General features: G+C 68.7%; 9 protein-coding genes. 5 read left to right on the forward strand and 4 right to left on the reverse strand.

Annotation, left to right across the window (positions count from 1 at the left end; all coding sequences use genetic code 11):
• The 3 genes from AOK17_RS25815 to AOK17_RS25825 all read right to left on the reverse strand — a co-directional run.
• The coding region (locus AOK17_RS25815; RefSeq protein ID WP_245697344.1) for a DNA methyltransferase at positions 1 to 2,367 on the reverse strand (2,367 nt) is incomplete at its 3' end.
• On the reverse strand, positions 2,367 to 5,321 hold the full coding sequence (locus tag AOK17_RS25820) for a DEAD/DEAH box helicase (RefSeq protein ID WP_055614939.1): 2,955 nt from the start codon (positions 5,319 to 5,321) through the stop codon (positions 2,367 to 2,369). The genes AOK17_RS25815 and AOK17_RS25820, both read right to left, overlap by 1 nt.
• 66 nt (positions 5,322 to 5,387) lie before the next feature.
• Complete coding sequence (locus AOK17_RS25825; protein WP_055614940.1) at positions 5,388 to 11,684, reverse strand: protein kinase domain-containing protein; 6,297 nt, start codon at positions 11,682 to 11,684, stop codon at positions 5,388 to 5,390.
• 241 nt (positions 11,685 to 11,925) lie between these two features.
• On the opposite strand from AOK17_RS25825, the gene AOK17_RS25830 reads away from it, so the two are divergent.
• Genes AOK17_RS25830 through AOK17_RS25845 form a run of 4 tightly spaced genes read left to right on the forward strand, consistent with a single transcriptional unit; the run spans position 11,926 to position 21,037 of the window.
• Positions 11,926 to 14,934: a sigma-70 family RNA polymerase sigma factor gene (locus AOK17_RS25830; protein WP_055614941.1), complete on the forward strand. Its 3,009-nt coding sequence runs from the start codon at positions 11,926 to 11,928 to the stop codon at positions 14,932 to 14,934.
• A gap of 42 nt (positions 14,935 to 14,976) precedes the next feature.
• A complete protein-coding gene (locus AOK17_RS25835; protein ID WP_055614942.1) occupies positions 14,977 to 18,102 on the forward strand; it encodes a helicase-related protein in 3,126 nt (1,041 codons plus the stop codon).
• Positions 18,099 to 19,949: a DUF1998 domain-containing protein gene (drmB, locus tag AOK17_RS25840; protein WP_055614943.1), complete on the forward strand. Its 1,851-nt coding sequence runs from the start codon at positions 18,099 to 18,101 to the stop codon at positions 19,947 to 19,949. Before AOK17_RS25835 ends, drmB begins: the two co-directional genes overlap by 4 nt.
• The gene (locus AOK17_RS25845) at positions 19,946 to 21,037 is read left to right on the forward strand and encodes a DEAD/DEAH box helicase (RefSeq protein ID WP_055614944.1); all 1,092 of its coding nucleotides are present in this window, start codon (positions 19,946 to 19,948) and stop codon (positions 21,035 to 21,037) included. The genes drmB and AOK17_RS25845 overlap by 4 nt, the downstream gene beginning before the upstream one ends.
• 128 nt (positions 21,038 to 21,165) lie before the next feature.
• On the opposite strand, the gene AOK17_RS53625 is transcribed toward AOK17_RS25845, so the two are convergent.
• Positions 21,166 to 25,710: an RHS repeat-associated core domain-containing protein gene (locus tag AOK17_RS53625; protein ID WP_157881390.1), complete on the reverse strand. Its 4,545-nt coding sequence runs from the start codon at positions 25,708 to 25,710 to the stop codon at positions 21,166 to 21,168.
• Positions 25,711 to 25,790: 80 nt separating this feature from the next.
• Here AOK17_RS53625 and AOK17_RS25855 point away from each other — a divergent pair, with 80 nt between their 5' ends.
• Positions 25,791 to 26,981 carry a DUF6183 family protein gene (locus AOK17_RS25855; protein ID WP_245697346.1) on the forward strand — a complete coding sequence of 397 codons (1,191 nt, stop codon included), beginning with the start codon at positions 25,791 to 25,793 and terminating at the stop codon, positions 26,979 to 26,981.
• The last annotated feature ends 17 nt before the right edge of the window (positions 26,982 to 26,998 follow it).

Consider the following 26,998-nt stretch of genomic DNA (forward strand, 5'->3'; position numbering starts at 1 on the left):
CGCCCACCCCGTAACCGGATCAACCCCCGACGCCGTCAGATCCTCCGGCACATTGAAGACATCCGGAAACTCCAAGTGCCAGTGGAAGAACCGGTACTCCCCACTCAGCCGCTCGACCTCCCGATGCGTCTCCTCCAACGCACCTACCCCTTCGGCCGACTGGAGGGACAGAAAGACCCGCTGAGTCACCGGCAGCGGCGCATCCTCCGTCTTCTCCCACATGAATGCGGCGCACCAGGCATCCGCGATCTTCAGGGCATCCGTATACGGTCGGGACTTCTCCCACGCGTGGTACCGCTCGGCGAGTTTGCGGACCTGCCCGAGTTCGTCCGTCGGGGACTTCTCCACGAGGTTGCGCAACTCGGAGCCGAACGTCGTGTTCGTGACGCTCACCGACTCCTCCAGCTCGGCATCCAGCGTCACGATCCCCTGGTGTTCCTCCTTGTTGCGCTTCAGCCATGCGTTCGCGACCGACTTGTCGTCACCCTCCACGACCTTGAACGCCGCGTCCGGAATCCCGCCTCGCAGGAGCGCCGGGGTCGCGCCAATCAGCCCGTTGCCGAGCTTCACGTGGGCGTCGAGGAAGCCGAGCGCCTTCCCCGGTTCCAACGCCTCCATCCACAGCGAGACCTTGGCCAGCTCAACAGCCATCGGGTTGAGGTCGACGCCGTACACGCACCGCGCGATGACTTCGTGCAGGGCGGACCGGACACTTTCCGGCGTGGGCTCCGGCGTCTGGTCGTGCACCGCCGCCACGCGCTTCGCGATGCGTCGCGCGGCGGCAACGAGGAAGTGGCCGGAGCCGCAGGCCGGGTCACAGACGGTCAGGGACAGCAGCTCGGCGACGATGGTCTCCCGAGCGTCCGCGCCCGACTGCTTGGCCACCGCCGCCTTCTTCTCGCCTCGCTCCTGGGCCGCCTGGATCACGGGATCGAGGGTCGAGTCAAGCAGTACCTCGACCAGCGAACTCGGCGTGTAGTACGAGCCGGTCTTCTTGCGCTCGTTGCCCGCGCGGGGCACAAGCTCGAAGGTGCGGTCCGCGCCGGCCTGGGGGACCAGGTCCAACAACGACTCGTAGATCGCGCCGAGTTCCTCGGCGTCGAGCGTGCGGTAGTCCACCGTCCGCCAGCGCTGGGCCTCAGTGTCATGGACGACGGCGAGGTGCTTCACAGCCGCCAGCAGGTGCTGGTTGGACAGGGAGAGGCCTTCCAGCGGGGCGTCCGTCGGGGTCGGGTCGAAGAGACCGCCGAGGCCCGGTAGGCCCAACTCCCGGCGGCCCGCCTCGTTGCCGAGCGCCGCCAGTACCAGGCGCAGGGCCTCCCACCGGTCCGAGTGCGACGTACCCCGCCGCCGGCGGGACTGCTCCCGCAGCCGGGCCGTCGCGAAGTAGTCGGCGTACCGCTTGCGCGCCTGCGGGTCGGCCTCCGGCGGGTGCAGCGCATCCCGGTCCTCGGCGACGAACAGGAACAGCAGGCGGTAGGCAAGTCGAAGCAGCGCCTTGTGATAGGTGTCGCGGTCGAAGTTCTCGCGCAGGACACCATTGGCCGGGTGCTTCAAGAAGCCGGTGCCGAGTTCCTTGATAGCCAGCCGTACGCCTACGCTTATGTCGTCGAGGAACCGCGCGCCAAGACGAATCGCCGCGTCCCGCCACACCTCCAACCAGCACGTCCACTGGGAGCCGCCCTGCGGGCTCTCGAAACGAGACGCGTGCAGCAGCCGGTACAAAATGACGAACTCGCTGAACAACTCGCCGTCGAAGATGGCTTCCAGGTCGAACTCGACGTACGACGTGGTGGCCAGCGCGTTGGAGTCGCGCAGCAGGCGCAGCTGACGGCCGTTGGTGAGCAGGGCCCACAGGTGCGCGTCCGTTCGGTTCAGCGCTTCCTGCAACAACGACTGCGGAGCCGGAGAACCCGCGCCCTGGTGTTTGTCGAGCTTGACGTTCCACGCCGTCACATGGACCAGCGTGTTGTCCCGCCGGTGACTGATCGGGAACGTCTTCGTGCCGTCGTCGGCCGCGATCTCCCCGTCGCCGACAGGAGCGAGGTGGCCGAAGCCGAGGGCGTCGAACAGCGGCTCCACCCAGTTGGCGCGGGCGTAACCGGTGCTGTCGGGGCGCACCGACGACTCCGGCTCCGGGGGCAGCTTCTCGCGCAGCTCACGCCACAGCGACTTCAGGTTCTCCCACTGCCGCTCCGCCTCATCGCGTACCGAACGGGAGCCCGGGATGCGGTAGTCCGCAGGGGCGAGACCCTTGAGGTCCTTGGTGACCTTGCCCTCGGAGATCCGCAACAGCATGTCGGCCGGCAGCAGCCCCCCGACCGTGTGGACCGCAGTGAACACCTGGTGGCGGGTGGTGGCGGACATCAGGCGGACACTCCCGGAGCAGTCGCGGCGGTGGCAGCGGTGGTGGGCAGGTAGACGTACACGCCGAGGATGTCGGCGGGCTTCTGGGCCGTGACGGACAGACCGCGGACGATCTCACCGGACGCGGCCCGCACCCGCCGGTGCGAGGCGTCGAGGTCGGCGGCCAGTTCCTCGCCGTACGCCTCCAAGTGGTCTTTCACACCGGGGAGTAGCTGGTCGAGGGTGCGCGTCATCGTGCGCGTGCCGAAGTGCGGCGGCGTACTCATGGACGCGGTCGCGTCGAGCAGCTCGGCGGCCCGATCCGGGGGCAGCCAGACGGCCTTCTTCGGAGAGCCCTCGAAGGCCACCAGCCGGGCGTCCTCCGCGACGAGCTGCTTGTCGCCGCTGCGGGAAGGCAGCGTGAGGTGGAAGCGGTAGCGGACCAGGAGCAGGGTGGTCATCGTGCCGACCGCGTCCGTCGTGACGACGCCGCAGCGGCGGGCCGGACGGGCCCCGGGCGCGTCCTTGTCGAGCGCGGCGTTCAGCACGTGGGACGCGAGCGCGCCGACGACCGGGTCTGTGCGGACCAGCGCCGCCTCGCCGCGGGCCACCGCTGGATCCGACCGGAACGGGATCGGGCGGTCCTTCTCGATCACCTCCGCGCCTATGGCCGGTGCGAGGGCGTCCCGCAAGCCGATGGGCGTGCCGCCCACCTGAGCGGTGAAGTCCTCGTCGCCGCCGCGCAGCACCGCGCCCAGGGCATCCAGCGACTCCCGTACGAACGTTGTGATCTCGCCCGCGCCGCCCAGCGCCTCCCGGATCGAGGCGACCTCGCGGGCCACCTCCTGCGGGTGGATCGACCGCTGTGCGAACCGCGAGCGCGATGCCTTCTCGCGCTCGGCCGCCGAGTTCCAGTCGGTCTCCACCTTGCCCGCCGCCGTGTCGAGGGCCTCGGAGCCGAACAGGGTGTTCTGCTGGCCCTCGCGCCCGCGCATCAGCAGCCATTCGACGATCGCGTCCGTGACGCCCGTTGACAGCTCGTCAGGGATGGAGACGGAGATGCCGAGATCCTTCTTGATCTGGCGGTGCTTCTTGATCAGGACTTCGAGGACCTTGCCGTCGATGCCGTTGTCGTCGCCGTAGATCGTGATGACGCGAACCTGGTCGCGGCGCTGCCCGTAGCGGTCGACGCGGCCCTCGCGCTGGTCGTGGCGGGTCGGGTTCCAGGCCAGGTCGTAGTGGACGACGGCGTCGAAGTGGTGCTGGAGGTTGACGCCCTCGGACAGGCAGTCCGTGGCGATGAGGACGCGGCGCGCGGCGGCGTCATCGCCCGCCTCGACGGCAAGCGCCTCAATCCGCTCGATGCGCTGCTGCGGGGAGATCGTGCCGGTGACCGCCTTGACGACGGTCTTGGCGCCGAGCGGGCCGCGCTTGCCGCTGTCCTTGTCGTTCTCCAGCTGCTCGGCGAGGTACTCGGCGGTCGGAATGTAGCGGCAGAACACGATCGGGTTGTGGCCGTCCGCCAGCAGCCCCTTGAGGTGCTTGATGAGCGCCTTGAGCTTGAGGTCCTTGGCGGGGCCCTCCAACTCCTGGGCGCGGTCGGCGAGTTCGCCCAGACGGGAGCGAGGGTCGTCCTCGTTGATCTCCGCGCCCGGTGCGACGTCCATGCCCTCCATGGAGTCGCTGTCAGCCGCGTCGCTGGTGAGCGGGGCGCCCAACTTGTCGGCCTCCTCCGCCGATGCTGCGATCGCCGCCGCCGATCGCGTCCGCAGGGTCTTCGCGGCGGCCCGCGGCGACGACACCAGCGACCGGAGCAGCGCGATCGCCGACCACCACGCGATCCGCGCCTCCCGCCTGCCCTGGCCGCCCGCCTCCTCGACCCGCTCGCTTGCGTAGGCGATCGCGTCGTCCAGCAGGGCCCGGTACTCCGAGGACAGCTTGTACGTCTCGTCCTTGAAGTAGCGGTCCGAGGGGAAGGCGGTGCGCTCGGCCAGAGAGTCGTCGCTGAGGCCATCCTCCTTGGTGAGGTACTGGCGTACGTCCGCCCGCTTGCGCGCCACGAAGTGCTGGGCCAGCAGCTTCCTGCCGGACTCCGACTCCAGGCTCACCGAAGCCAGTTCGGGCTTGACCAGCCCCAGCAGATTGCGGAACGCGGACTCCTTGCCGCTGTGCGGGGTCGCCGTCACGAGGAGCAGATGCCGGGTGGCGTCCTCGGCGACGCGGCGCAGCAACTCGTAACGGAGCTGGTTCTGCGTACTCGTCGTCGTGTCGTCGGCGGCCACACATGTGTGCGCCTCGTCCACGATCACCAGGTCGGGGCAGTGGCGTACGAAGTCGTCGCGGTGGCGCGGGGACTTGATGAAGTCCGTCGACACGATCACGTGCGGATACTTGTCGAAAAGAGACTGGCCGAGGTCTAGGCGACGTTCGAGACGCGAGACGGTCGACGACAGGACCAGTTCGGCGTCGATGCCGAACTTACTCCGCAGCTCCTGCTGCCACTGTTCGGCGAGCGCGGGTGAGCAGAGCACCGCCAGGCCCGTCGCTTCGCCCTGCGCGAGGAGTTCGCTGGCGACCAGGCCCGCCTCGATCGTCTTACCGATGCCGACGTCGTCGGAGATCAGCATGCGGACCGTCTTCTGCCGCAGCGCCATCAGGAGCGGTACCAGTTGATAGGCGCGCGGCTCCACCGCGATCCCGGCCAGTGAGCGGAACGGGCCCGCGCCGGAACGGAAGCCGACGCGCAGCGCCGTGCGGAGCAGGCCCGCCGCACGCTGGTTGCCGAGGTCGCCGGGCTCCGGCGGCGCGAATCGGGCCTCGTCCACCGTCTCGAACGCCGGGAACACGGCGGCGATGTCGTCGTCCGAGCCGCCCAGTGGGCGCAGCACGAGCAGATCGGGCTTGCTCTCCGGGAGCACCACCCACTCGCGGCCTCGGGCCTTCACCAGGGAACCGGTGGCGTAAGTCTGGGACATGTCGGTTGTCAAATCCTCTGGTCCTCTGGGCCTCTGATGCTCTGGGCAGGTTCTCTGGGAAGGCGGTCAGCCGGCGGCCGGGGAGCCGAAGTAGTGGACGTTGGCGGTGGCGATGGCGTCCCAGTCGGCGCCCTCCGAGAAGCGGACGACGTCCCAGCGGGCGTTGAACAGGCGTTCCTCGGCGTCCTCGTCGCGGAAGGCATCCTGCTCCTTTGCCGGCGAGTCCACGAAGACGGCGACGTTCACGCCGGGCAGCCGGTAGACGTAGTCGGGCGTCGCGTTCGCCTCGGTGAGGAATGCGCCTGGTTCGTCCGGCAGCCGCAGGCCGCGCGCTTTCGCCCAGCCCAGGAAGTCGCCCCGAGCGGCCAGTTCGGCGGCCGAGGCCTCGACGGGGGTCGGCTCGGCGGGGGACTGGTCCAGCAGCCGCCGGTACTGTTCCGAACGCGACTCCCCGCGGGACTCCCGCCGGGCCTTCGCCGAGGCGAGCCGCACCAGCAGATCCTTCACGGAGTGTCGGTTGATCAGCGCGTGGTTGAGCTGATTGCCGTACGTGAGGAGGCACTCGTAGCAGCCGAGCGCGCAGGCCCGGCCAGGGCGGTGCTCCTCATCGCCCTCGTCCTTGCCGTCCGGGCCGAAGTGGCAGATGGACAGTGCGTACCGGGCCGCCTTGGCCAGTGCGTCCTCCTCCGCCTGGAGGCGTCGCAGCACACCGGCGCCTCCCTCGGCGGCCTCCGTGAACAGAATGCGTCCCCGCGGGCCGTCGTCCGGCGGCAGCAGCTCGCTGGACAGTTCGACGTCCTCCAGCTCGAACGCGGCCTCGATGCCCCGCTCCAGCGCGTACATCAAGGACAGCGCGACCGGCTCCTGCAGCGGCTCGTCGAGGGTGACCACGAGGATGTTGCGGCGGTCCTCCACGTACGGGATGACCCGCTTCTTGCGGCGTCGTTCGTTGCCGTCCGCGTCGATGACCGGCAGTTCGCTGGAGTCGCCGGACGCGTCGGAGGCGTCCTTGTCGTTCATCCAGCGGCCGTCCGCCAGGTCCAGCCAGTAGCCGGCCGGTTCGTCGTTCTTGGCGCGTACGCGGCCGGTGTTGGTGATCCGGACGGTCGCCGAGTCGCCGTACGCGATCGTGGCGAGCTGTCCGCCCGAGGTATCGGCGATGGTCGCGTTCAGACGGCCTTTGCGGATGCCGTGGTCGTGGAAGCGGTACGAAGTCTCCAGCTTGAAGCCGGCTCGGCGCCGCTCCTCCTCGTCGGAGGAGATCCGCTCGCGACGCGTCGTGTACACGGTGTGCAGGTGCAGCAGGCCGTACGTTGCCGAGCCCAGCGGCTCGTTGCACATCTCGCAGCGGTCCTGACGCTCCTCGGGGTCGTGGTGGTAGCCGCACTGCGCGCAGCGGCGGGCCTCGCTGGTCGCCAGGTCGCCGGACGAGTCCGGCGGCAGCTGGATCCGCGTCACCTGGTAACGGGCGCCCTCGTGATAGATCAGCGCGCCGGGGCCGAACTCGCGGATCGCGAGGAAACGCGGGCGCTGGAGGTAGTCGCCGTCACCCCGGCGGCGGCCGACCGTCGGGATGTACGCGGCGAGTGGGAGCCGGGGGAAGCTGTAGCCGGGCAGGAAGCCCTCGGACGCCAGGTAGCGGTACGGGTTGAAGTCGGAGAGGACGGACTTGCTGTCGACGCTCTCGTTCATCAGCAGGTTCAGCTGGGTCTCGGCCTCGCGGCGGCGGGCGTTGGCCCGGATGCGGTCGCCCTCTGTGAGGCTGTAGTCCAGGCGGCGCCTGTTCTGGATGTACTGGTCGTCGAGCGCGGCCCGGAACAGCTGTCGCCAACGGCCAAAGGCGTCGTCGAACCGCTCGGGTACGGTCCGGACCTTGTCCTGGATCCAGTCGTCGTGCCACCACGTCGTCTCGACGAAGTCGGGCAGGAGCGGGCCGAGGACGCGCACCGCGGAATCGATGGTGCGACGCTGGGCGTTCTCGTCGTGCGAGGCCGCCTGGATCTCGGAGAGCAGTTCAAGAGCGGGGTTCGGACGCTCACCCGATTCCGGGTACGACACGTCCAGTACCTCGGGGATGGAACGGCCCAGCTTCAGGCCCGCCTCCGCGATCCAGATGCCCTGGAGGTGGGAGAGGACCAGATCCTCGTTCGCGAGGTCCAGACGCGGCGGGGCGACGGAACCCGCCACCATGCGCTCCGAGCGGCGGAAATAGTACTGATCGTGGCTGTTGCCCGTTGCGCAGTACGTGGTGACCAGTGCGGGCTGCCCGCTGCGGCCGGCACGGCCCGAGCGCTGCGCGTAGTTCGCGGGTGTCGGCGGCACATTGCGCATCATCACCGCGTTCAGCGAGGAGATGTCGACGCCCAGCTCCATCGTCGGCGAGCAGTAGAGGAGCTTCAACTCGGCCTTGCGGAAGGCCTCTTCGCGCTTCTCCCGCTCCGCCGGCGCGACCTGCGCGGTGTGTTCGCGCGCCAACAGGCCGGACAGTGCGCCCGCCGCGTCCTTGTAGAGGTTGCGGAAGAAGGTGTTGACGCGCGGTCCGTCGCCGCTCTGGTAGGTGCGCGTCAGCGGGTCGTGGGTGCCCGTCTCACCCTTGCCCGCCCGCCACACGAGCGACTGCGCGGCCACCCGGTAGCCCACCGCGGTCGGGGTGGTGGGCCTGCGGTAGCGGCCCGCGCGCTGCGGGGCGACCTCCACCTCCTTCACGAGACCGGCCTTGGCCAGGACCTCCAGCAATTCCTTGATGACCAGCTGCAGATCGGCCTGTTCGAGCTCCTTGAACGACCGGTCCGCGCGCCCCAGGTACTTGCCGAACTTGGCACGCGCGGACAGGAACAGGCCCGAGCGGTCCATCCCCGGACGGGACGGGTGGGGATAGGCGGTGCCGACCCGCGGCTTGTCGGTGGGGGACAGCACCCACGGGTCCACCAATCGCTCCTCGCTCGCCCGCTGCAGCGAGTCGAAGGAGTCGTCGCGGAAGTACGACACGTCGATGGCGAGCGAGCGGCGCATCTCGTTCAGCAGCGCCCTCATGATCTCGGCCCGCAGCGCCGGATCGGCGTCGCGCAGGGCCTCGTGCGTGCCCGCCCACCGGTCCTGCTTCGCGGCAACCCAGTCCAGGTCGTCGTAGTCGATCTCCAGGAGGCCCGTCTGCTCCAGATTCGGCATGGTGATGCGCCAGCCGCGCTCCAGATCCAGATAGAGCCGGAACGCGATCACATCGCGGAGCGTGCTCGCGGCATTACGGGCGAGCGAGGGCGGCAGGTCGCTCTCGCCGGTGTAGTCCACCGGATCGATGGCGAGTGCGGTCGTCACGGCGGAGGCAAGCTCCTCGTGATGGAGGCCGTTCTCGCCCACGTGCAGCGCCGCCCGGTGCAGCGCGCCGCGCAGCTGGGTGATCTGGACGAAGTCGTTGAAATGACCTGCCTGGAGCGATGCGTCCTGGCGGTTGTCGACGAAGGTGAGGAGCTTGCGCGCCTCCTTGTCCAGGGCTTCCGCCGGCACGGACTTCAGTGAACGAACGACCGAGGCCGAGATCAGCGAGGTCGCGGAGGACCGGCCTTCCTGGTCGAGCGTCGCCAGCTTCGCGAAGTCCCGGCCGCGAGTCTGCTCGTACGCCACCCCGCAGTGCAGGCAGAACAGGAACGGGGACGGGATGAACGCTGCCTGGAGCTCGCCCTGGCCCTCGTGGCCGAGCGGGTCGACGGTGACGGCACGCGGCACCCGGTCGCGGTACGACTTCTTCACGACCTCCTGGCCCTTGTCGTCCAACTCCAGCCAGGACTCGGGCAGTCGGCGGTCGTCCACCGCGTACTGGATATTGGTCGGCCAGCCCCGCTCGTGGTCGACGTACAGATAGCCGTCGCCCTGCCGCCCGCCTGTCGCGGAGGTGTCCCGGCGCGCCTCGTACCGGACGTCGCCGTCCTTCTCCGTGCGCCACACCGTCAGGTACTCCTGTCCGCACTCCCGGCAGAACGCCAGGGGCATCAGCAACTTGCCGCCGCTGCCCGGCTGTTCGAGCTGGTAGGAGCGAGTGAGGTGGCGGGAGAGCTTGTCCTCCAGGGTGACGTACACGGTGTCACCCTTGGAGAGGAACTGGTGTAGCCGGAACGCGAACAGCGGTCGCTCGGTCACGGGATGCAGCGCCTGCGAACCTGCCTCCAGAGTGGCGCGGATCGCGGCTGCGCACTGTTCCTCGTCGACGCCTGACTGCTCGTGCAGCTCCTTCGCCGCGACTTCGATCTTGGTCGGCCGTCGGCGAACCAGACGCCCCGTGTCATCGTCCGTGGCCAGGCCGAAGCGTGTCTCGATCCAACGGGCCAGGGGGTCACGCACGAGATCGTCGTACGCGCGTGGAGCAGCGGGGGAGTTGAGGCGTTCGGCGGGGACGGTGTCGGGCGTCTCACGGGTCGCGCGGACCAGGGTCTCGCCGATGACGTGCTCCGACCGGACCTCCGTACCGAACAGAGTGCTCGCCACGCCGGCGACGACCTTCTTCTGGTCCTCCACCGTGCCCTCCGTAGACATGGTGGCCGATGTACCGATGCACTGCAGGTTCTGTGCCTGGCAGGCCTCGCGGACCCGGCGGATCAGCAGGGCCACGTCGGCGCCCTGGCGGCCGCGGTAGGTGTGCAGCTCGTCGAAGACGAGGAACTCCAGGCCCCGCGCCATGCGGATGAGGCTGGCCCGGTCGTCCGGGCGGGTCAGCATCAGTTCGAGCATCACGTAGTTGGTGAGCAGGATGTCCGGCGGGTTCTTACGGATCTCCCTGCGCTTCTCGTCATCCTCCTGGCCGGTGTAGCGGGCGAAGGTGACCGGTTCACGACCCGCGCCGTAGCCGTCGCGCAGATACTTCTCCAGCTCCTTGAGCTGGCTGTTGGCGAGCGCGTTCATCGGATACACGATGATTGCGCGTACTCGCTTCCGGGCGTTCGGCCCCTCTGCGTCCCGCTCGTCCAGCACCTTGTTCACGATCGGGACGATGTAGCCGAGTGACTTGCCGGAGCCGGTACCGGTCGTCAGTACGTATGACGCACCGGACCCCGCCGCGTCGATGGCCTCCCGCTGGTGCTGATGGAGGGTCAGCGGGCGGCCGTCGGGGACCGTGCCGCCCTCTGTCTTCTTCGCCTGGAAGATGCGGGCGCACTCGTCGTGCAGCACCTTCTTCCCGGCCAGCTCGACCACGGTGCCCCCGCTCTGGAAGAACGGGTTGAGCGACAGCCATGGGTTCGGCCACTGGGACTTGTTGTCGAGGTCGTCCTCGACGAATCCGGCGATGCGGTCGTCACGGATGACGGTGCCGCCCTCGGTGAACAAGCGGTAGTCGGCGATCAGCTTTTCGTGTACACCGAAGACGTCCATCGCTGTGCCGGAGGCGGCGGTCACCGGCGTGGGCTGCGGAGTGGTCGCGGCAGGGGCCGGCGTGAGGGAGTCGCGCAGGGGCCGGGTCGGGTCCAGCGCGCTCCAGTGCGGCAACTGCGAAGAGTCCTCGTCCGCGGAGACCAGCGGCAACAGCGCGTCACGGACCGCCACCGCGTCCGCTGGGCGTTCCGCAGGGTCCTTGGAGAGCAGCCGGTCGACCAGTCGGGAGAGCTCCACCGGGACAGCACTGCGGATCACGGCTACCGGCGTCGGATCCTCACCGACGTGCTTGCGGGCGAGTTCGTACGGCGACTCGCTCGTGAACGGCGGTACGCCCACGAGCATCTCGTACAACACACAACCCAGCGCATACAGATCGGCGGCCTGCGTGACCTGCTTGGCCTCGAACTGCTCGGGGGCCATGTAACGAGCGGTCCCGACGCTGACGCCCGTGCTTGTCAGCCGGGCCTCGTCGGGGTCGTCGACGATGCGGCCCATGCCGAAGTCGAGGACCTTGACGGTGCCGCCCTGGGTGAGCATGACGTTGGCGGGCTTCAGGTCGCGGTGGACGATGCCCGCGGTGTGGGCGGCGGCGAGGCCGTCGGCTACCTGGGCGCCGATCGCAGCGGCCCACGACACCGGGAGCTGGGGCTCTTCTGCAATGAGGTCGCGCAGCGTCTCGCCGTCCAAGAGCTCCATGGCGAGGTAGGGCAGGTTGCCGTTGCTCTCGGCCACGCCACCGGCGACGAGCCGCGTGAGGTTCGGGTGTTGGAGCCGGCGCATGATGCGCACCTCGCGGGCGAAGCGCTGCGCGGCCTTGGGGTCGGCGCTCGTGTCGATCTGGGTGCCTGTCCGGCGGCGCAGGATGGTCTTGACGGCGACCTTCCGCTCGGGGGTGCCCTCGGCGGCCTGGAGGTCCTCGGCCCGGTGGACCTCTCCCATGTTGCCCTTGCCGATCACCTGCCCGATACGGAATCTGCCGTCGACCAGCTCGTGGCTCACTGCCGCTCCTCTGTCCTCTGCCCGCGGTCCCGCACCAGAACGCGACCCCCTGACCTGCTGCCGCTCCGCCCATCGTCGCAGGGGAACAATGCGGCAGAGTCACGGTACACGATTGGCTCTATTTTTGATATGTGTTCAGTCTGTTGACATCGTCAACGTGCCACTTCTAATGTCTTCCGTGACATGAGGTGGGGGTGGGCGAATGAGGCCTCAATCCGTCGATGGGACGGGCGCGCCCGGAATGAAGGCTGCTCTGGCCGAGTTGCTGATCCGGCTCCGGCGGGCAGCGGTGGACGGGGTGGTTCCGGAACATGTCTTCGCGGAGAGTGCACGCGTACTGGCGCTCGGCGACAGCGAGCGGGATCGGCTGCGGGACGAGCTGGCCCGACTGGGGCTGCCCGTACAGGGGAAGCGCGTGCACACAGACCCCGACGGCGGGGCTCTGGAAAAGGTTGCACGAATTCGTGAAGAAAATGTGTTCCCTTGCGTCGGGGTGGTACAGGAGCTGCTCTCGCGTTACGTCGATGCCGAGGGATATGTGACGCCGCGGGTCTTGGATGGCCTGGTTCGGCTTGCCGGGCTGGATGCCCGGGAAGCCGCGGCGTTGCGGAACGGGGCCCGGGTGCGGGAGGCCGCAGTCGAGGCTGACGAAGTGGCTGTCGGAGCGGTGGAGGACCCGTCGCCCGAGGGGACTGATCCGTCGAATCCGACAGGTCCGGAGCCCCGGCCGAAAATGGAAGCGGGCGACTTTGCCGCCGCTGTGGCGGTGGCGCTGGCCGTGCTGGAGGGGGATCGCTTCCAACTCCGCCCGGAGAACCGCCTCCTGAACGCCGAGGCGGAGGTGGGACTCGGCGTTCTTGTGCGAGGCGGCGCGAACATGGTCGCGCGCGAGCCGGAGAAGGAAGAGTTGAGCGGGCTGCCGCCCGGCGACATCAGAATCCGCGCTCGGAACTGCTTGGTCCTGCACAATCAGCGGCTCGTCCACTCGCTGCTGCGGAGCCACCTGGAACAGGGGCTGGAGTACGACGACCTGTTCCAGCACGGCGTGCTCGGCCTCATGACCGCCGCGCGAAAGTTCGATCCGGCCAAGGGCTACAAGTTCTCGACGTATGCAACCTGGTGGGTCCGGCAGGCCATCACCCGGGCCATCGCGGACGAGGGTGCCGTCATCCGGATTCCGGTCCATATGCACGAGCACATCCGCAAGGTGGCGAAGGCGGAACAGAGTCTGTTCGCGCAAGGCAGGCCGGCGAGCGTCGCCGATGTGGCGGTGCTGTGCGATGTCAGCCTGGTGAAGGTGGAGGAGGCCCGACGGCTGAGCCGGCGCACGGACTCGCTCGACCGTGTCGTCGGCGACGGGGTGACGCTCGGTGACTTCGTCGGGCAACTGCGGCCGTTGCCGTCCGTGGAACACGTGGTCCTGGACACGTTGGTCGTGGGACGGGTCATGGATGTCGTAAGTACGTTCGGCGGACGAGATCACCGGATTCTTGTACGGCGCCTTGGGCTGGACGGGGCCGAGCCCTCGACCTTGGACGAGTTGGGGCGCGAGTTCGGGGTGACCCGGGAGCGCATTCGACAGCTTGAGGTCAAGCTCCGTCCCGCGTTGAGGCAGAGGCTGCGGATGGCCGGACTTCTCGTCACGGAAGAGGCGCTGCACGACGAGACCGAAAAACACGAAAGGCAGACCCAAGGAACGGAAGGGGCCGAGGGTCGGGCGAGAGTCGCCCGGCGTGCGGAGAGGAAGGCGAGAGCGGCGCGGGCGCAGGCCGCGATCATTGTGCCGCGCGGGCAGTCGAGGCAGTGCACCGATTCGGCATCGGATTCGGAATCCGAGGCGGCAACGTGGGATGCGCCGGTTCCTGCCGTCCCGGTTGAGGACTCCTCCTTGCTCACGCCTGATCCAGAGAGCCCTGCACAGGTCGTCGACGCGGTCCCGCAATCCGCGTTCGCGATCGGTGCGGAACGCCTTGTGGAGGGCCCGTCGGGAACTGATGTCTCGTCCAAGAGATCCGTATCGGCGGTCGAGACGGATGAGGTGCCGCAGCCGACCGCCGTGGGCCGGCACACATCAGACTGGGACGAGGCCCGGCGCATGGCCGCGACGCCGGCCGAGGGTGTGGCCTGGCTCGCCGAGTACGCGCTGGTCTCGGTCGGGTATCTGCAGCTGACGGTGCTGCTCGGACAGTCCGCCGCAGACCTCGTGACGCGTGTGGGCTGGCAACCCGAGGCGATCGACCGCTCCATGGTTGCGGCTTTGGAGGTGTTGCGGCGCGTCTTCGACGTCGTGGGGGAGTCCGGGCAGCGGCCGGAGGACTTCTTCGAGCGGCCGTCCGAGGCTCTGGTCGGCATCACACCTCGTGCCTATCTGGCCAAGAAACCGCTGGTGCACAGCGAATCGCGTCTCGCCGCGCGCGACGCGCTACGGGAGTTCGCCGCGACCGCGAAACGACCGCCGGACCAGGCCGAGGCGGCGGACCGGGCCGAGGAAGCGGCCCAGGTCAAGGAAGTGACTCACGCCGAGACAACAGGACACGCCGTCGAGATGGACCACGCCGTGAAGACGACCGACCACGCCAAGACCGCGGGCCACGAAGAGCTTTCAGTCGAAGTGCGCTTGGCCGAAGCCAGGCAAGCGCACGAGACGTACGTCGAACGGCTGCGCCAGGAACACCGGCAACAGCTCGACGAAGAGCGGCAGGCCGCCGAAGCGCGTTTCGCCGCCGCCCGCGCGGACACCGAACAGGAACTCGACGCCCTGGAAGAGGCGTTGCTGCGCCGCGCGGACAGGTCCCTGCTCCGTCGCGAACAACACGTCCGCGCCGAGAGCGAGGAACGTGTTGCGCGGCTGAAGGAGGAGCACCGCGAGGCGCACCGGGCCGCACTCCGCCGGGCCGAGCATGCGGAGGAAACGGCACAGCACGCGGACGACCCCGACTCCGGCAGCGTCGCGATGTTGGTCCAGCGGCAGCGGGCAGACGCTGCGGACCAGCGACTGCGGCGGTACCGAGAAGACACGGAAGCACGCCTCGCCGCCCTCGAAGCCCAACTGCGCCAAGCCGAGTCCCTGCTTGCCGAGCGGGACCTTGCCCTTGAGGCAGCCCACCAACGGGCGGAGGCGGCCGAGCAGCGCACAGCCCAGACCGAACGCGATGCCTGGGCCCGCATCACGGAACTGCAGGAGCAGCTCGCCGAGCAGTGGGGAGCTGCCACCAGCACACCGCTCCGGGACCACCATCCCCGGTCCTGAACCGTACTCGCGCACTTCCCCGCGTCCCCCTTGAGGAACACCATGGACCCCAGACAGGAACTCGTCGCCTACCTGCACCGGCAACTAGTCGGTCCTGCCGGAGGCGAGGACGAAACGCTCGACGCCCCGCCCGACCGGCAGTACCTCATGGGCACGCTGTACCCGCAAGAGGCGGACTTGCAACGGCAGTTGGATGTTGCTGCGGAGGAACTGGACGGCGCAGGAACAGAAGGCGCGGCTGAGGACACCGCCCCCGCCGCTGATCCCATTCCCGAGTCGAACTCCTGGCTCCCCTCGTCGCTCGGCTTCAGCTTCTACACAGATGCCACCACCATCGAGATCGGCTGCGCCGGAGCCCGCTACCAGACCCGCGCCGCCACGGGCGAACGCGGACGGCGCTGGGAACGTGTGCCGTTGCCCGCCGAGACGCACACGCTCGGGCCGGACCGTGACCAGGTTTCAGTGCTTGACGGCCGCGCCGAACTCCGCGTCCGGCGCCGCGAGTTCGGTACCGGACAACTGGTCACAGTCGCCCTGGTCAACATCGCCCTCCATGAGCAGGCCCTTGGGAAGGCCGCTCAGTGGGACCGGATGATCTTCCAGGTCGGCCTGGAGGCTCGACCCGTGGACGGCGAGATCCGCCAGTACCCGAGCGTCCGGCTCGCCAGCCGTGACCCGGAGGAACAGGAACTGCGCCTGCAATACGAGCATGTGCGGACGCACGCCGTTGGTCATGGGTGTGCGGTAGAGGAACAGTACGACGAGGAAACCCGACGCGTGACCGGCCTCAAGGCCGCCGTCATGCCCGAAGCCGAGGTCAGCGGCGTTCGGGCGGCCGGCCTGAGGGGATCACCGGTCCTGAACGTCCTTCACCTCGCCGACCTCGATGTCTCCGTCGACCAACTTCGCGAAGAGTTGGGAGAGTTCGTCTCCGACTACCGAGCCTGGTACGTGGGGCAGCTGAATGCGGACATTCCCGAATGGGGCCGTGCCGCAGCCGACCGCATTCTCGCCCGCATCGGTGCCGCCGTCACCCGTATCGAGTCCGGTGTGCGCACCCTCTGTGACCCACGCCGCCCCGAACTGCTGCACGCCTTCCGCGCCGCCAACCGTGCCATGGCCCAGCAGATGCGCCACTCCGCACCGGACCAGGCGGGAACCCGCCGATCCCGACGCGATGCCGTACTCCTCGACCCCGAACCGAACACGGACGCGGCCTGGCGCCCCTTCCAGCTGGCGTTCTTCCTGCTCGCCCTCGACGGAGTGGCGGAACCCCGGCACCAGGACCGGGCCACCACCGATCTGATCTGGTTCCCGACCGGCGGCGGCAAGACGGAGGCGTACCTGCTGCTCGCCGCCTTCGCCATGGTGCTCCGCAGGCGCGAACCCGACGGGGGAGGCACCGCGGTACTGAGCCGCTACACACTCAGCCTGCTGACCACCCAGCAGTTCCAACGCGCGGCGACCACCATCTGCGCCCTCGAAACCCAACGCCGCGCCGACCCGGCCACGTACGGACAGGAACCCTTCTCGATCGGCCTGTGGGTGGGCGAGACCACCACTCCGAACACATACGAGAAGGCTCGCGCGGCCTTCGACGGTGAGCGCGCCGCCACTCACCCCGACGACGTCTTCATCCTCGATCGTTGTCCGTGGTGCGGCACCCGCATCCTGCCCGCCCGCAAGTCGCCCGACATCGCGGACTACGGAGTGCGCGCCGCGGCGGATTCGTTCGCCTTCTTCTGCCCGCGTGACGAGTGCGCCTTCCACGACGAGTTGCCGGTCGCCGTCGTGGACGAGCAGCTTTACGACCGGCCGCCCACTTTCGTACTCGGCACGGTGGACAAGTTCGCCCGCCTGGCCTGGGAACCCCGCGCGGGCCGGCTGTTCGGCGCGGAGAGCGGAAACAGGCCGCCCTCTCTCGTCATCCAGGACGAGCTGCACCTGCTCACCGGTCCCCTCGGCACCACCGTCGGCCTCTACGAGGCAGCCGTCCTGGGCCTGTGCACTACGCCCGACGGAATCGGACCCAAGGTCGTAGCGTCCACGGCTACCATCCGCCGGTCCGGTGAACAGGTCCGGGCTTTGTACGGCGGCGACGTCCAGCTGTTCCCGCCCGCCGGGCTCGACGCCCGCCACTCGTACTTCGCCGAACCCGACACGACCAGACCCGGCCGCCGCTACATCGGAGTGATGGCTCAGGGACACACGGCCGGTCGTGCTGCCGTAGCTACCGCCGCCGCCATGCTGCAGGGCGCGTGGGAACTTCCCGAGGAACACCGGGACGCCTACTGGACCCTGGTCGCCTACCACCACAGCCTGCGCGAACTCGGCCGCACCGTCACCGCCGCTGCCGACGACATTCCCGCGCAACTGGCAGGGCTCGAATCCGGCGTGGGCGTAAGAGGGCTGACTGAACATCAAGTGAAGGAACTGACCAGTAATCTGCCGCGCGCGGAGCAGCCCGTACTGCTCGATCGGCTGGAGAAGCACTGGCAGGACCCGCAGATGGTCTCCTTCCTGGCCTGCACCAACATGCTGTCTGTCGGCGTGGATGTGAAGCGCCTCGCACTGATGCTCATGCAGGGGCAGCCCAAGACCACCGCCGAATACATCCAGGCCACCAGCCGTGTCGGCCGGCATTCCGTGCCCGGCCTCGTTGTCACCTTCTTCAATGCCACCCGCCCGCGAGACCGTTCGCACTACGAGGCATTCGACGTCTACCACCGCTCCCTCTACCGGCATGTCGAACCGACCAGCGTCACCCCGTGGTCGGTGCCGTCACGCCGCCGTGCTCTGCACGCCGCGCTCGTCATCCTCGTCCGGCACCGGCTCGGTCTCACCGCCGAGAACCAGGCCGGGCTCGTGCTCGACCACGGTCCCGAACTGGAAGCGCTGGTCGAGGAGTTGGCGGCCCGTGCCGAAGTATGCGAACCCTTCGCCGGTGAGACCGTACGGAAGGAGTTGGCGGATCTCATCGCCGACTGGGAGGACGCTGCTCGGGAGGCCCGCAAAGACGGCCGGGAGCTGTACTACCGCACCCAGGGCAAAGGACAGTCCAACCTCATCAAGAGCTTCGAGCAGAACTACGGCCTGTGGGAGACACCGAACTCCATGCGCAATGTCGACCGTGAATGCCCGGTGATGGTGAAGGGAGCCGACCTGTGAGCCGCACACTTCGGGTACGCCAGTCACAGACAGTGCTGCCGTTCGGAGTCGGAGCCGTCCTCGACATCCAGGGTGAGTCCTTCGTGGCCACCGGGATCGGCGACTGGCCGAGCCGTGCCAAGCAGAAGGTCGAATCGCCCAGGCTCGCCTCGCGGCTCGGGGTGACGGGCTTCTACGCCGCTCCTGCCGCGGCCAACGACCGCTACGACACCCCGGACGCGCCCGGAGCTCCGTACATCCGCTTCCCCTCCTGGCTGTTCTGCGGTGCCTGCCGGCGCATGAAGCGGTGGCGCATTGCCGACGAGAGGGCCGGCCAACCGCCCCGCTGTTCCTCCTGCTCTCCGGCCCGGACACTCGCGCCGATGCGGTTCGTGCAGATCTGCGCGGCCGGGCACCTCAGCGACATCGACTGGTGGTTCTGGGCGCACTCGCGACGCGAAGCCGGCGAACGGCGTCAGTGCGGTGAACGGGAGAAGCTGCGCTTCCTCGTCTCCGAGCGTGCCTCCGGACTCGAAGCGCTCTCCATCACCTGCACGGCAAAAGGCTGCGGGGCCACACGCGATCTGCTGGACATCCTCGGCACACATGGCATGCGTTGCTCGGGACGGAATCCATGGCAGCGGGCGAGCGAGGCCGTGGAGTGCGTCAAGCCAGTGCAGGTGGTGCAGCGCACCGCGGGAAACCTGTACTACCCGGTGATGCACTCGGCTCTCGACATTCCCGAGACCGATGTACCGGTCCACGCCGACAACACCCTTGCCGAACGAGTACGGGAACACGATCTGTGGGTGTCGCTGTGCCGGGTGGCCGGAACGCCGCGCGCGGCCATGTTCCGGACGATGATCCAGGAGGACACCGGCGCCGACGAGGAACTCATCGATGCCCTCATCGCGGAGGAGACCGGACAGACTTCCGCGGCGCCGGCCGGGGACTCGTCCGCCGCCCCTCCCCGGCCGGATCTGAGCCGGGAGGAGTGGGCCGCGTTCACGGCGCCCGCCCCACCCGCCACTCGCGACTTTGCACTGCGCGAGACCACCCTCGGCCTGGACGGCGAGAGCGAGGAACCCTGGGTGGGCCTGCGCGCCCGCTTCGGCAGGATTGTCCTCGCTGACCGACTGCGTGAGGTACGCGCCCTGTCAGGTTTCACCCGGGTCTCCCCAGACGCCACTGTCGTCCCTGCCGACACCGCGCGGCGTCTGAGGTGGCTGCCCGCCGTGGAGGTCTTCGGTGAGGGGATAGTCCTCACCCTGGACAGGACCCAACTAGCCTCATGGGAAAGCGATGGGAGGGTATGTCAGCGGGTGTCCGGCCTGCGCGCCGACCTTGACCGCTCCTTCCAGAAGGACCGCCTGGAGTCCCTCACTGGACCCGAACTCGCACCTCGATTCGTCCTCCTGCACACCCTGGCGCATCTGCTGATCCGCCAGCTCTCCTTCGAATCCGGATACACGACAGCGAGCCTGCGCGAACGGATCTACGCACGGCCCGAGCAGGACCAGTACGGCATCCTCGTCTACACCGCCGCCGGAGACGCTGAGGGCACCCTCGGGGGCCTCGTGCGTCAGGGCGAGCCCCCGCGACTGGCGGAGACACTGCTGCGGATGACGGAGGCAGCCGCCTGGTGCTCGGCCGACCCGCTCTGTGCCGAGCACACCGGCCAGGGCTTCGGCAACCTCAACCGCGCGGCCTGCCATGCCTGCGCCCTGCTCCCCGAGACCAGCTGTGAAACCGGCAATGCACTCCTCGACCGTGCCCTCGTCGTGGGTGGCGAGCATGTGCCCGGTTATCTGGAGGCGATCGTCGCCTCCGCTCGTGCGGCCGCGGCCACCGCTCTGGAGCAGACATGACACTCACCTACCTCGACCTCTTCCCGGAGCAGCGCGCCTCCCTCGACGAGCTTGCTTTCGACGGCAATCACCTGGTCAGCGGTCCGCCGGGCAGCGGCAAGAGCCTTCTGGCCGCCCAACGGGCCGTGATGCTCGCTCTCACGGGAACCCCGGTTACCCTGCTGACCCGCTCCAACCTCCTGAGGCAGTCACTGGCCGCGGTCGTCCACAAGCTGGGTCCGCCGGACCGCGGTGTACGCGTGGCGACCGCACACGGCTGGCTCACCAACTGGTACGGCGGCAAAGTCCCGCGTACCGGCGACGACTCGTACGACTGGGAGGCGTGCTACGACCGCGCCGCGGAGACCGGTCCAGTACCCGATCTCACCCTTGTCGTGGATGAAGGCCAAGACCTGCCGCCCGAGTTCTACCGCCTCTGCCGACTGCTTCAGGCCCGTACGACGGTGTACGCCGACGAGTGCCAGCGCCTGACCGACACCAACTCCACTCTCGCGGAGATCACCCAGCGCCTGGGCCGGTGCACGCACTACGAACTCGACGGGAATCACCGCAACACACGCCAGATCGCGGCCTTCGCAGAACACTTCCACACGGGGACCGGAATGCCTGCCCTACCCGAACGCGAAGGACCGCCTCCGCGGCTACACCGTCTGCCGCACAGGGGCGCTGCCGACCTGCTGATCCTCCTGGCGCAGAAGCATCCGCAGCAGAGCATCGGCGTGATCGTGAACTCGACTCACACTCAGTTCTCTCTACTCGGCAGCCTGGAGCGCAGAGCGCCATGGCTCAAGCCACAGCTGTACACCTCCCGGGCCCCAGCCGCGCAAAGCCGCTACCGCACGCTGGACCTCGGCAGACCTGGAATCGTGCTGGTCCACCGGGCCAGCGCGAAAGGGCTGGGATTCGACACCGTCGTCATCCCAGACACACATACGGACGCGGCGGTTGATCCCACCTCGGCCGCCCTACGCATGACGTACTACGTTCTGGCGACCCGTGCACGGCGTGAACTTCACCTGGCGTACGAGGGAGAAGCGGAGCCACCTTTGTGCGCCCAGGTGGGTTCCGGCAACCTGCTGCGCGGTTGACGAAAGCCCCAGGGAACGCTCGGTTCCGCAACGGTCGGATGCTGCGCTCCTGTGCCGAGAACCGTTGCCGCCGGGGTTCAACCTCGGCGGCGGCTTCTTCGGTGCCGGACACTGCGTCACGGGCCCCCTCACACCGGATACGCCGTATGGATGTCGCCATCGCGAATCACGACTTCGACGACGCTGGTTTCCCGGCCGCTGCCGTTGATTCCGACAGGGCTGCCGTGGTCGAAGCGGTGCAGGTGGCTGTCCTGTCCGGCCACTGCCCGTGGGTTGGGGAGGGCCGGAGTTCCGTCGACGCCTGCCATGAGGCGTCGACCCAGCACGTAGTTGTCGCCGTCCCAGAGGAAATCGTCGTAGAACTCACCGGGCAGCGAGGGTTCCGGGCCTGTAGGGTCCGCTTCATCGCGTACCCGGTCCTGCGCGCCTGGGCCGTGCCGGCTCTCGACGTGGTGCTCGCGTTCCGTGCTGATTCCGTGGTTGCTGCCTTCGCAGCTCACCAGGCCCCAGGGGTCGGTGAAGCGGAGCGGGTTGCTGACGTACGCGTAGTGGTTCGGCGCCGGAGCCAGGCCCAGCGGATCGGGGCTGATGTAGCGGGCGTTCTCGGGGTCGTAGTAGCGGCGGAAGTTGTATCGCAGGCCTGTCTCGGCGTCGTGGTACTGGCCAGGGAAGCGCAACGGGCAGTCGACCGGACTGCCCGGCGCGTCTGTCCCTCCGCCGTAGGACGCGCCCCACAGGGTGGTGCGGGCCCGCCACGCGACCTGGCCCTCCTCGTCGACCAGTTCGGTCGGGGTACCGACCAGGTCGGTGACTATGGCGTAGAAACGGCGGTCGACCTCGTCCTGGTCTATTCGTTCCTGGTCGAACTGCAGCAACGCGCGGTTGGTGCCGGGGGCCCATTCCCAGCTTCTGACGGGGCCGTCGGCGGAGTCGCTCTGTTCCGCCAGGTGCGAACCGTCCCAGGTGAATACGGTCTCCTCGATCACCCGGCCGTCGTCGGACAGCAGTCGTTTGGCGACGCGGCGGCCCAGTCCGTCGTAGGCGTACGCCCAGCGGCGCCCGTCCGGGGTGGTGACGTGAGTGAGTCGGTCCTCCGCGTCCCATGTGTACGTCCACTCCCGTGCGCCGCCGGACAGCAGCTTGCGCGACTGCCGGACCAGGCGTCCCTGCGCGTCGTGGATGTAGGTGATGTGGCCGGCCCGGCGTATGAGCGTGCCGTCGTGGACCCGCTCTCCCCGCGGGCCCTCGGGTGCGTCCGCCTGGCTGACGTTCCCCTCCGCGTCATAGGTGTAGCGCTCCGACCATCCGGTGGCGGAGACCGCCTCCACTCGGCCGAGACGGTCATGGGTGAAACGACGCGTGCCGTGGGCCTGGTCCTCGATGGCGGTCAGGCCGCCGTCCTGCCCGTACGTGTACGAGCGGTGCAGCAGCGGTTCGTCAGAGGGGGACGGGCCCGCGCCGTGGGCGGCCTGCCCGGTGACCTTCTGGCTGGTCAGGCGGTGGCCCGCGTCCCATTCCTGGGACAACACAGCCGTCTCGCCGAGGCGCCGCTCGGTCTCGTGCCCGGAGGCCCCGTACGCGAAAGACAGTGCGTTACCGGCGAGTTGGACCTGTGCGGGACGGTTGTTCGCGTCCCAGTCCCACCGGCTGACAGTGCCCGACGGAGTGCGTCGCTCCACCCGCCGGCCGAGGATGTCGTACGTGGTGTGCAGGGCGCGGCCGTTGCACTCCTCAGTGATGACTCGGCCCACCGCGTCACGGGTGAAGGTGAGAACCGTGTCGGGGGTGACGGCTTCGACCAGCAGGCCGGCGGCGTCGTGGGTGAAGGTCGCGACCGTGTCGCCGGAGTGCCGCTCGACGACTCGACCGCAGGCGTCGCGCACGTAGGTGGTGATCTCACCGGCGCCGTTGGTGCGCCTGGTCAGGCGGCCCGCCGCGTCGTAGGTATAGGCGACCGTACGGCCATTGAAGTCTGTCTCGCTCACTAGCCGGCCCGCCGGGTCGTACGCATACGACCACACTGCGCCCGACGCGCTCGTCACGGACGTGAGCCGCAGCTCGGTGTCGTAGACGAACCGCACCGTCGAGCCGTCCGCGTCGGTGCGGGCGCTGGGCCGGTCGAAGTGGGTGAAGGCGTGGGTGATGCCGCGGCCGTCGGGGCCGGTGTAGCGGACCGTGTTGCCCTCACCGTCGTAGGACCAGTGCTCGCTGCTTCCGTCGGGCATGACCCGTTCGGCGGGGCGCCCCTCGACGGTCCAGGCGGTGCGCGTCCTCGCGCCGGTGGGGTCGGTCGTCTCGGTGATGCGCCCGAAGGCATCGCGGACGACGCGGGTGGTGCCGCCCAGCGGGGCCGTGGTGGAGACGGGCAGGCCCAGCGGGCCCGGCTCGACGTGGTGGGCCGCTCCCAGGGCGTTGGTGACGCCGAGGAGTCCGCCGGAGGTGTCGTAGGCGAACCTGGTGACCGCGCCGTCGGGGTCCACCGTCGCCGTCGGGTGGCCCTGCTCGTCGTACGCGTACCCACGCGTGCTGCCGGTCGGCAGGGTGATCGTCAGCGGCCGGTTGGAGGCGTCGTACTCGGCGGTCGTGGCAGTACCGTCGGGCCGGACCACCGAGGTGAGGTTGCCGCGTTCGTCGTAGGTGAAGCGGGACGTGTGACCGAGCGGATCTGTGCGGGAGAGCAGCCGGTTGTACGCGTCCCACTCGGCGTATGTGGTGTTGCCGAGCGGGTCGGTCTGGGTGACGAGCTGGCGGCGCTCGTTGTGCCGGTAGGTGGCGGTGTGGCCCAGAGAATCGGTGTAGCGCGTCTCCCGGGCATCCGGGTCGTAGGCGATGGAGCAGGAGAGGAACCCGTCGGCGCCCTCGCCCTGTATGCAGCGGTCCTGGTGGTCGTAGGTGAAGCGGTACCAGGAACCGTTGCGGTCGGTCCAGGACGTGACGCGTGCCCACTCGTCGTAGGTGAGCCTGAGCGGAAGACCGCTGGAGTTGCGGATCTCGGTGAGGTGCCCGTCGGCGTCGTATCCGTAGCGCAGCAGCACTGTGCCCTCGGGGCCGGCGTCCTCGTCGCGTAGCCGCAGCCCGACGACGCGGTCGTTCTCTGTGTCGATGTGCAGGTGGCGGCCGCCCGAGTCGTGGACAGCGGTGGGGGTGCCGCTCTCGTCCCGGTCGAAGTCGATGCGTCGTCCGCCGCGGTCGGTCACCGCCGCCAGCGGGAGGACGAAGGCGTCGTCGGCGGCTGTTGCGCCGCCGAGCGGGGCGAAGTGCCGGGTGTGGCCGGTGGCCGGGTCGGTGATGCGGATGGGGGCACCGGGCGCGCCGTCCCAGTCCAGCGGCCAGCGCGGGCCCTCCACGGGCAGGACCGAGGCGCCGGGTGTGGGGACGGGATACAGCAGGATCATGCCGTCCTCGGCCGCGAAAACGGCGCCGGCACTGTCCAGTTCGAGACGCTCGTCGAGAGTGGAGGCCCAGGAGGGGCCGAACCAGTGCCCCCAGCGGTACGTCGACAGGTGCATACGCCGCAGAACGAGCGGGAGGAGGCCGGGCAGCTCGACGTCGGTTTCCTCCATGAGCATTTCGCCGGACACCATGTCGACCGGGTCACCGTTCTTGCAGCGCGTCTTGGCGGGCTTGCTCGCGCCCACCGCGTCGTCCGCTCCCCGGCGCAGCCCGCCCTTCAGCGCCTTGGCCATGCCCTTGAGGCCCATCTTGCCGAGCCCTTTGAGTCCCTTGGCGAGTCCACCGAGGGTGGTGAGGCCCTTCATGCCGGGTATGCAGTCCAGCGCGGCGAAGGCCACATCCAATAGGGATGCCTGCCCCTTCATGTATTTGTTGAGGGTGTCGGCCAGGACGACGAGGGCGGCGATGAGGACGATCGCGCCGAGGATCGGCCCACCGATGATGAGCGCGATGACGCCTAGAACGGCCACGACGACCTTGCAGACGGCGACGATGGTGTCCCAGTTGTCGACGAACCAGTCGCCGACCTCCTCGTACCATTTGCGGTTCTGAATGCCCGCGTCGGAGGCTTCGTCGAGCTTCCGTTTGGCGTCCCCGGCCGCGTCCTCGCGCATCTTGCGCGCGTCCGCCGCCATCTTCTTCGCGGCGTCGAGGGCGTTGGAAGCGGAGGTGACATCCGACTGGGCGGACGTCTGCGCGGACTCGGCGCTCTGCGCATCGCGGGTGGCGGCACGGACCTTGGCCTCGTCCGGCTTGGGCACGTCCTTGCCCGCCGACCCCGGATCGTCCTTGTACTTGTCCGCTTCCTTGTTGGCCCGGGTCACCCACGAATCGGCCGACGACAGACGGGACTTGGCGGAGGAGAGGTCCGCCTGCGCCTCCCGCCCCTGGGCGAGGGCCTTGTCGGCCAGGGCCTGGGCGCGTTCGAGTTCGGGCCAGTACGCGGCCAGGGCATCCCCGGCCAGGTCGTACGACTTCTTCAGCTTCTTCAAGTTCTTCGGAACCCCGGAGAACTCATCCCGGAACACATCGGCGGTCTTCCCCACCATCGTCAGGACGGCATCCTCCTCCGCCATCCCCTTCACCAGCCGCAGAGCATCCTGCACATCGTCCGCGAAGTCATGCAGGCTCTTCGCCAAGGACTTGACCCGGTCCGGATCGCCCGGCGTCGGGTCTTTCTCCAGGTCCAGCACATGCCAGTCCGTCGGCCGATATCCCACGTTCGTCCCCCGTTGCACTGCTCACTCAAGGCGCGTATGCCTCAGCAAAGTTACTAGACCCCTCCTCGTAGACTTCGGGAGTGAACGACAACGAGCTGATGCCCGGTGGTGGTGCTTCCCGTCGGCCCTTCTGGGAGCGGTCCGATCCGGCGGAACTGAAGCAGCTGGCCGAGTCACGCCCGGAGGAGCTGTACCAGGCAGCGGAGCAGGTGAGCGGCCGGGCATTCGTTGAGGGACCTGCGGGCTTCGAGGGACCCTCCGCGGTGCGGATCGTGGGACGGATCGCCGAGGCTCTCGCCGACACGCGTTCCCGTGACTGCGCGCGGTTCGCCGTGGACATCGTGGGGCGGTTGGTACCGCCAGATCCTGAGCATCGGCAGGGAGGTGACAGACTGCGGCGCTCGATCGCCGAAAAGCTGGTCAAGAACCAGCAACTGCGTGATCTGGAGCCCTTGTTCGGGGACCTCCCTGAGGAGCTCGAAGACCCTGCCGTGGAGGTACGGGCCTGCATGCTCGGGGAGTTCGCCATGATCGGAGCGGGGCGTGGCCGGCCCGCACTGGACGCCTACGCGGAGAGACTGCGCGAACTGGGGCATCCGCTGGCTCGGTTGCCGAGGGTACGCCTGGACATCGAGCACCGGTTCGGGGTCCGCGTACGGGGCTTCGGGTCCGTCAAGACCCCGGACCAGCTGCGGTCGCGGTTCTCGGAGATTCCCCCCACCGACGGCGGTGCGGCCGCCGGGCGCACAGCCGTTGAACGCTCCGACACCGAGCGCGCGGGGATGGCCTCGGAGCCGTTCACCGTCAGCGGCTGGTCCGATGAGCCCGAAGCGCGCTTCTTCGCGCTGTCGAACTCGCTCGACCCAGACGACCTCAACATCTCACTCGTCAAGGAACTGCCCCTGGAATCCATGGCAGGCGAGGGCACGCGCCGAGGCCGTGCCCTCGCCTGCCACACCACGCCCGACGACGTGCTCAACGAACTGTTCGCGGCAGCACACAACGGCGGGGTGGAGGGACAGGGACAGGGCGGCCCGTACGCCCGACTGCACGCCTGGAACAGTCTGTACGCGCTGATGGGGCTGCCCGACGACATCCCGTTCTCGGAGGCGGTGCGCCGAGCCTCCGATCATCGCTGGCTGCGCTTCATGGCGTTCACGGACTGGTTCCACCATGACACGGCGGACTTGGCTTTCGCCGTCCTCGACCCCAGCCGTACGCGAGTCGCGGTGCTGGCGGCGACCGATACGGATGCCGACGCCCACTTCTAGCAAGGGGTTCGCCGTGG

It is taken from the genome of Streptomyces phaeochromogenes (assembly GCF_001418655.1).
GTDB lineage: Bacteria > Actinomycetota > Actinomycetes > Streptomycetales > Streptomycetaceae > Streptomyces > Streptomyces phaeochromogenes.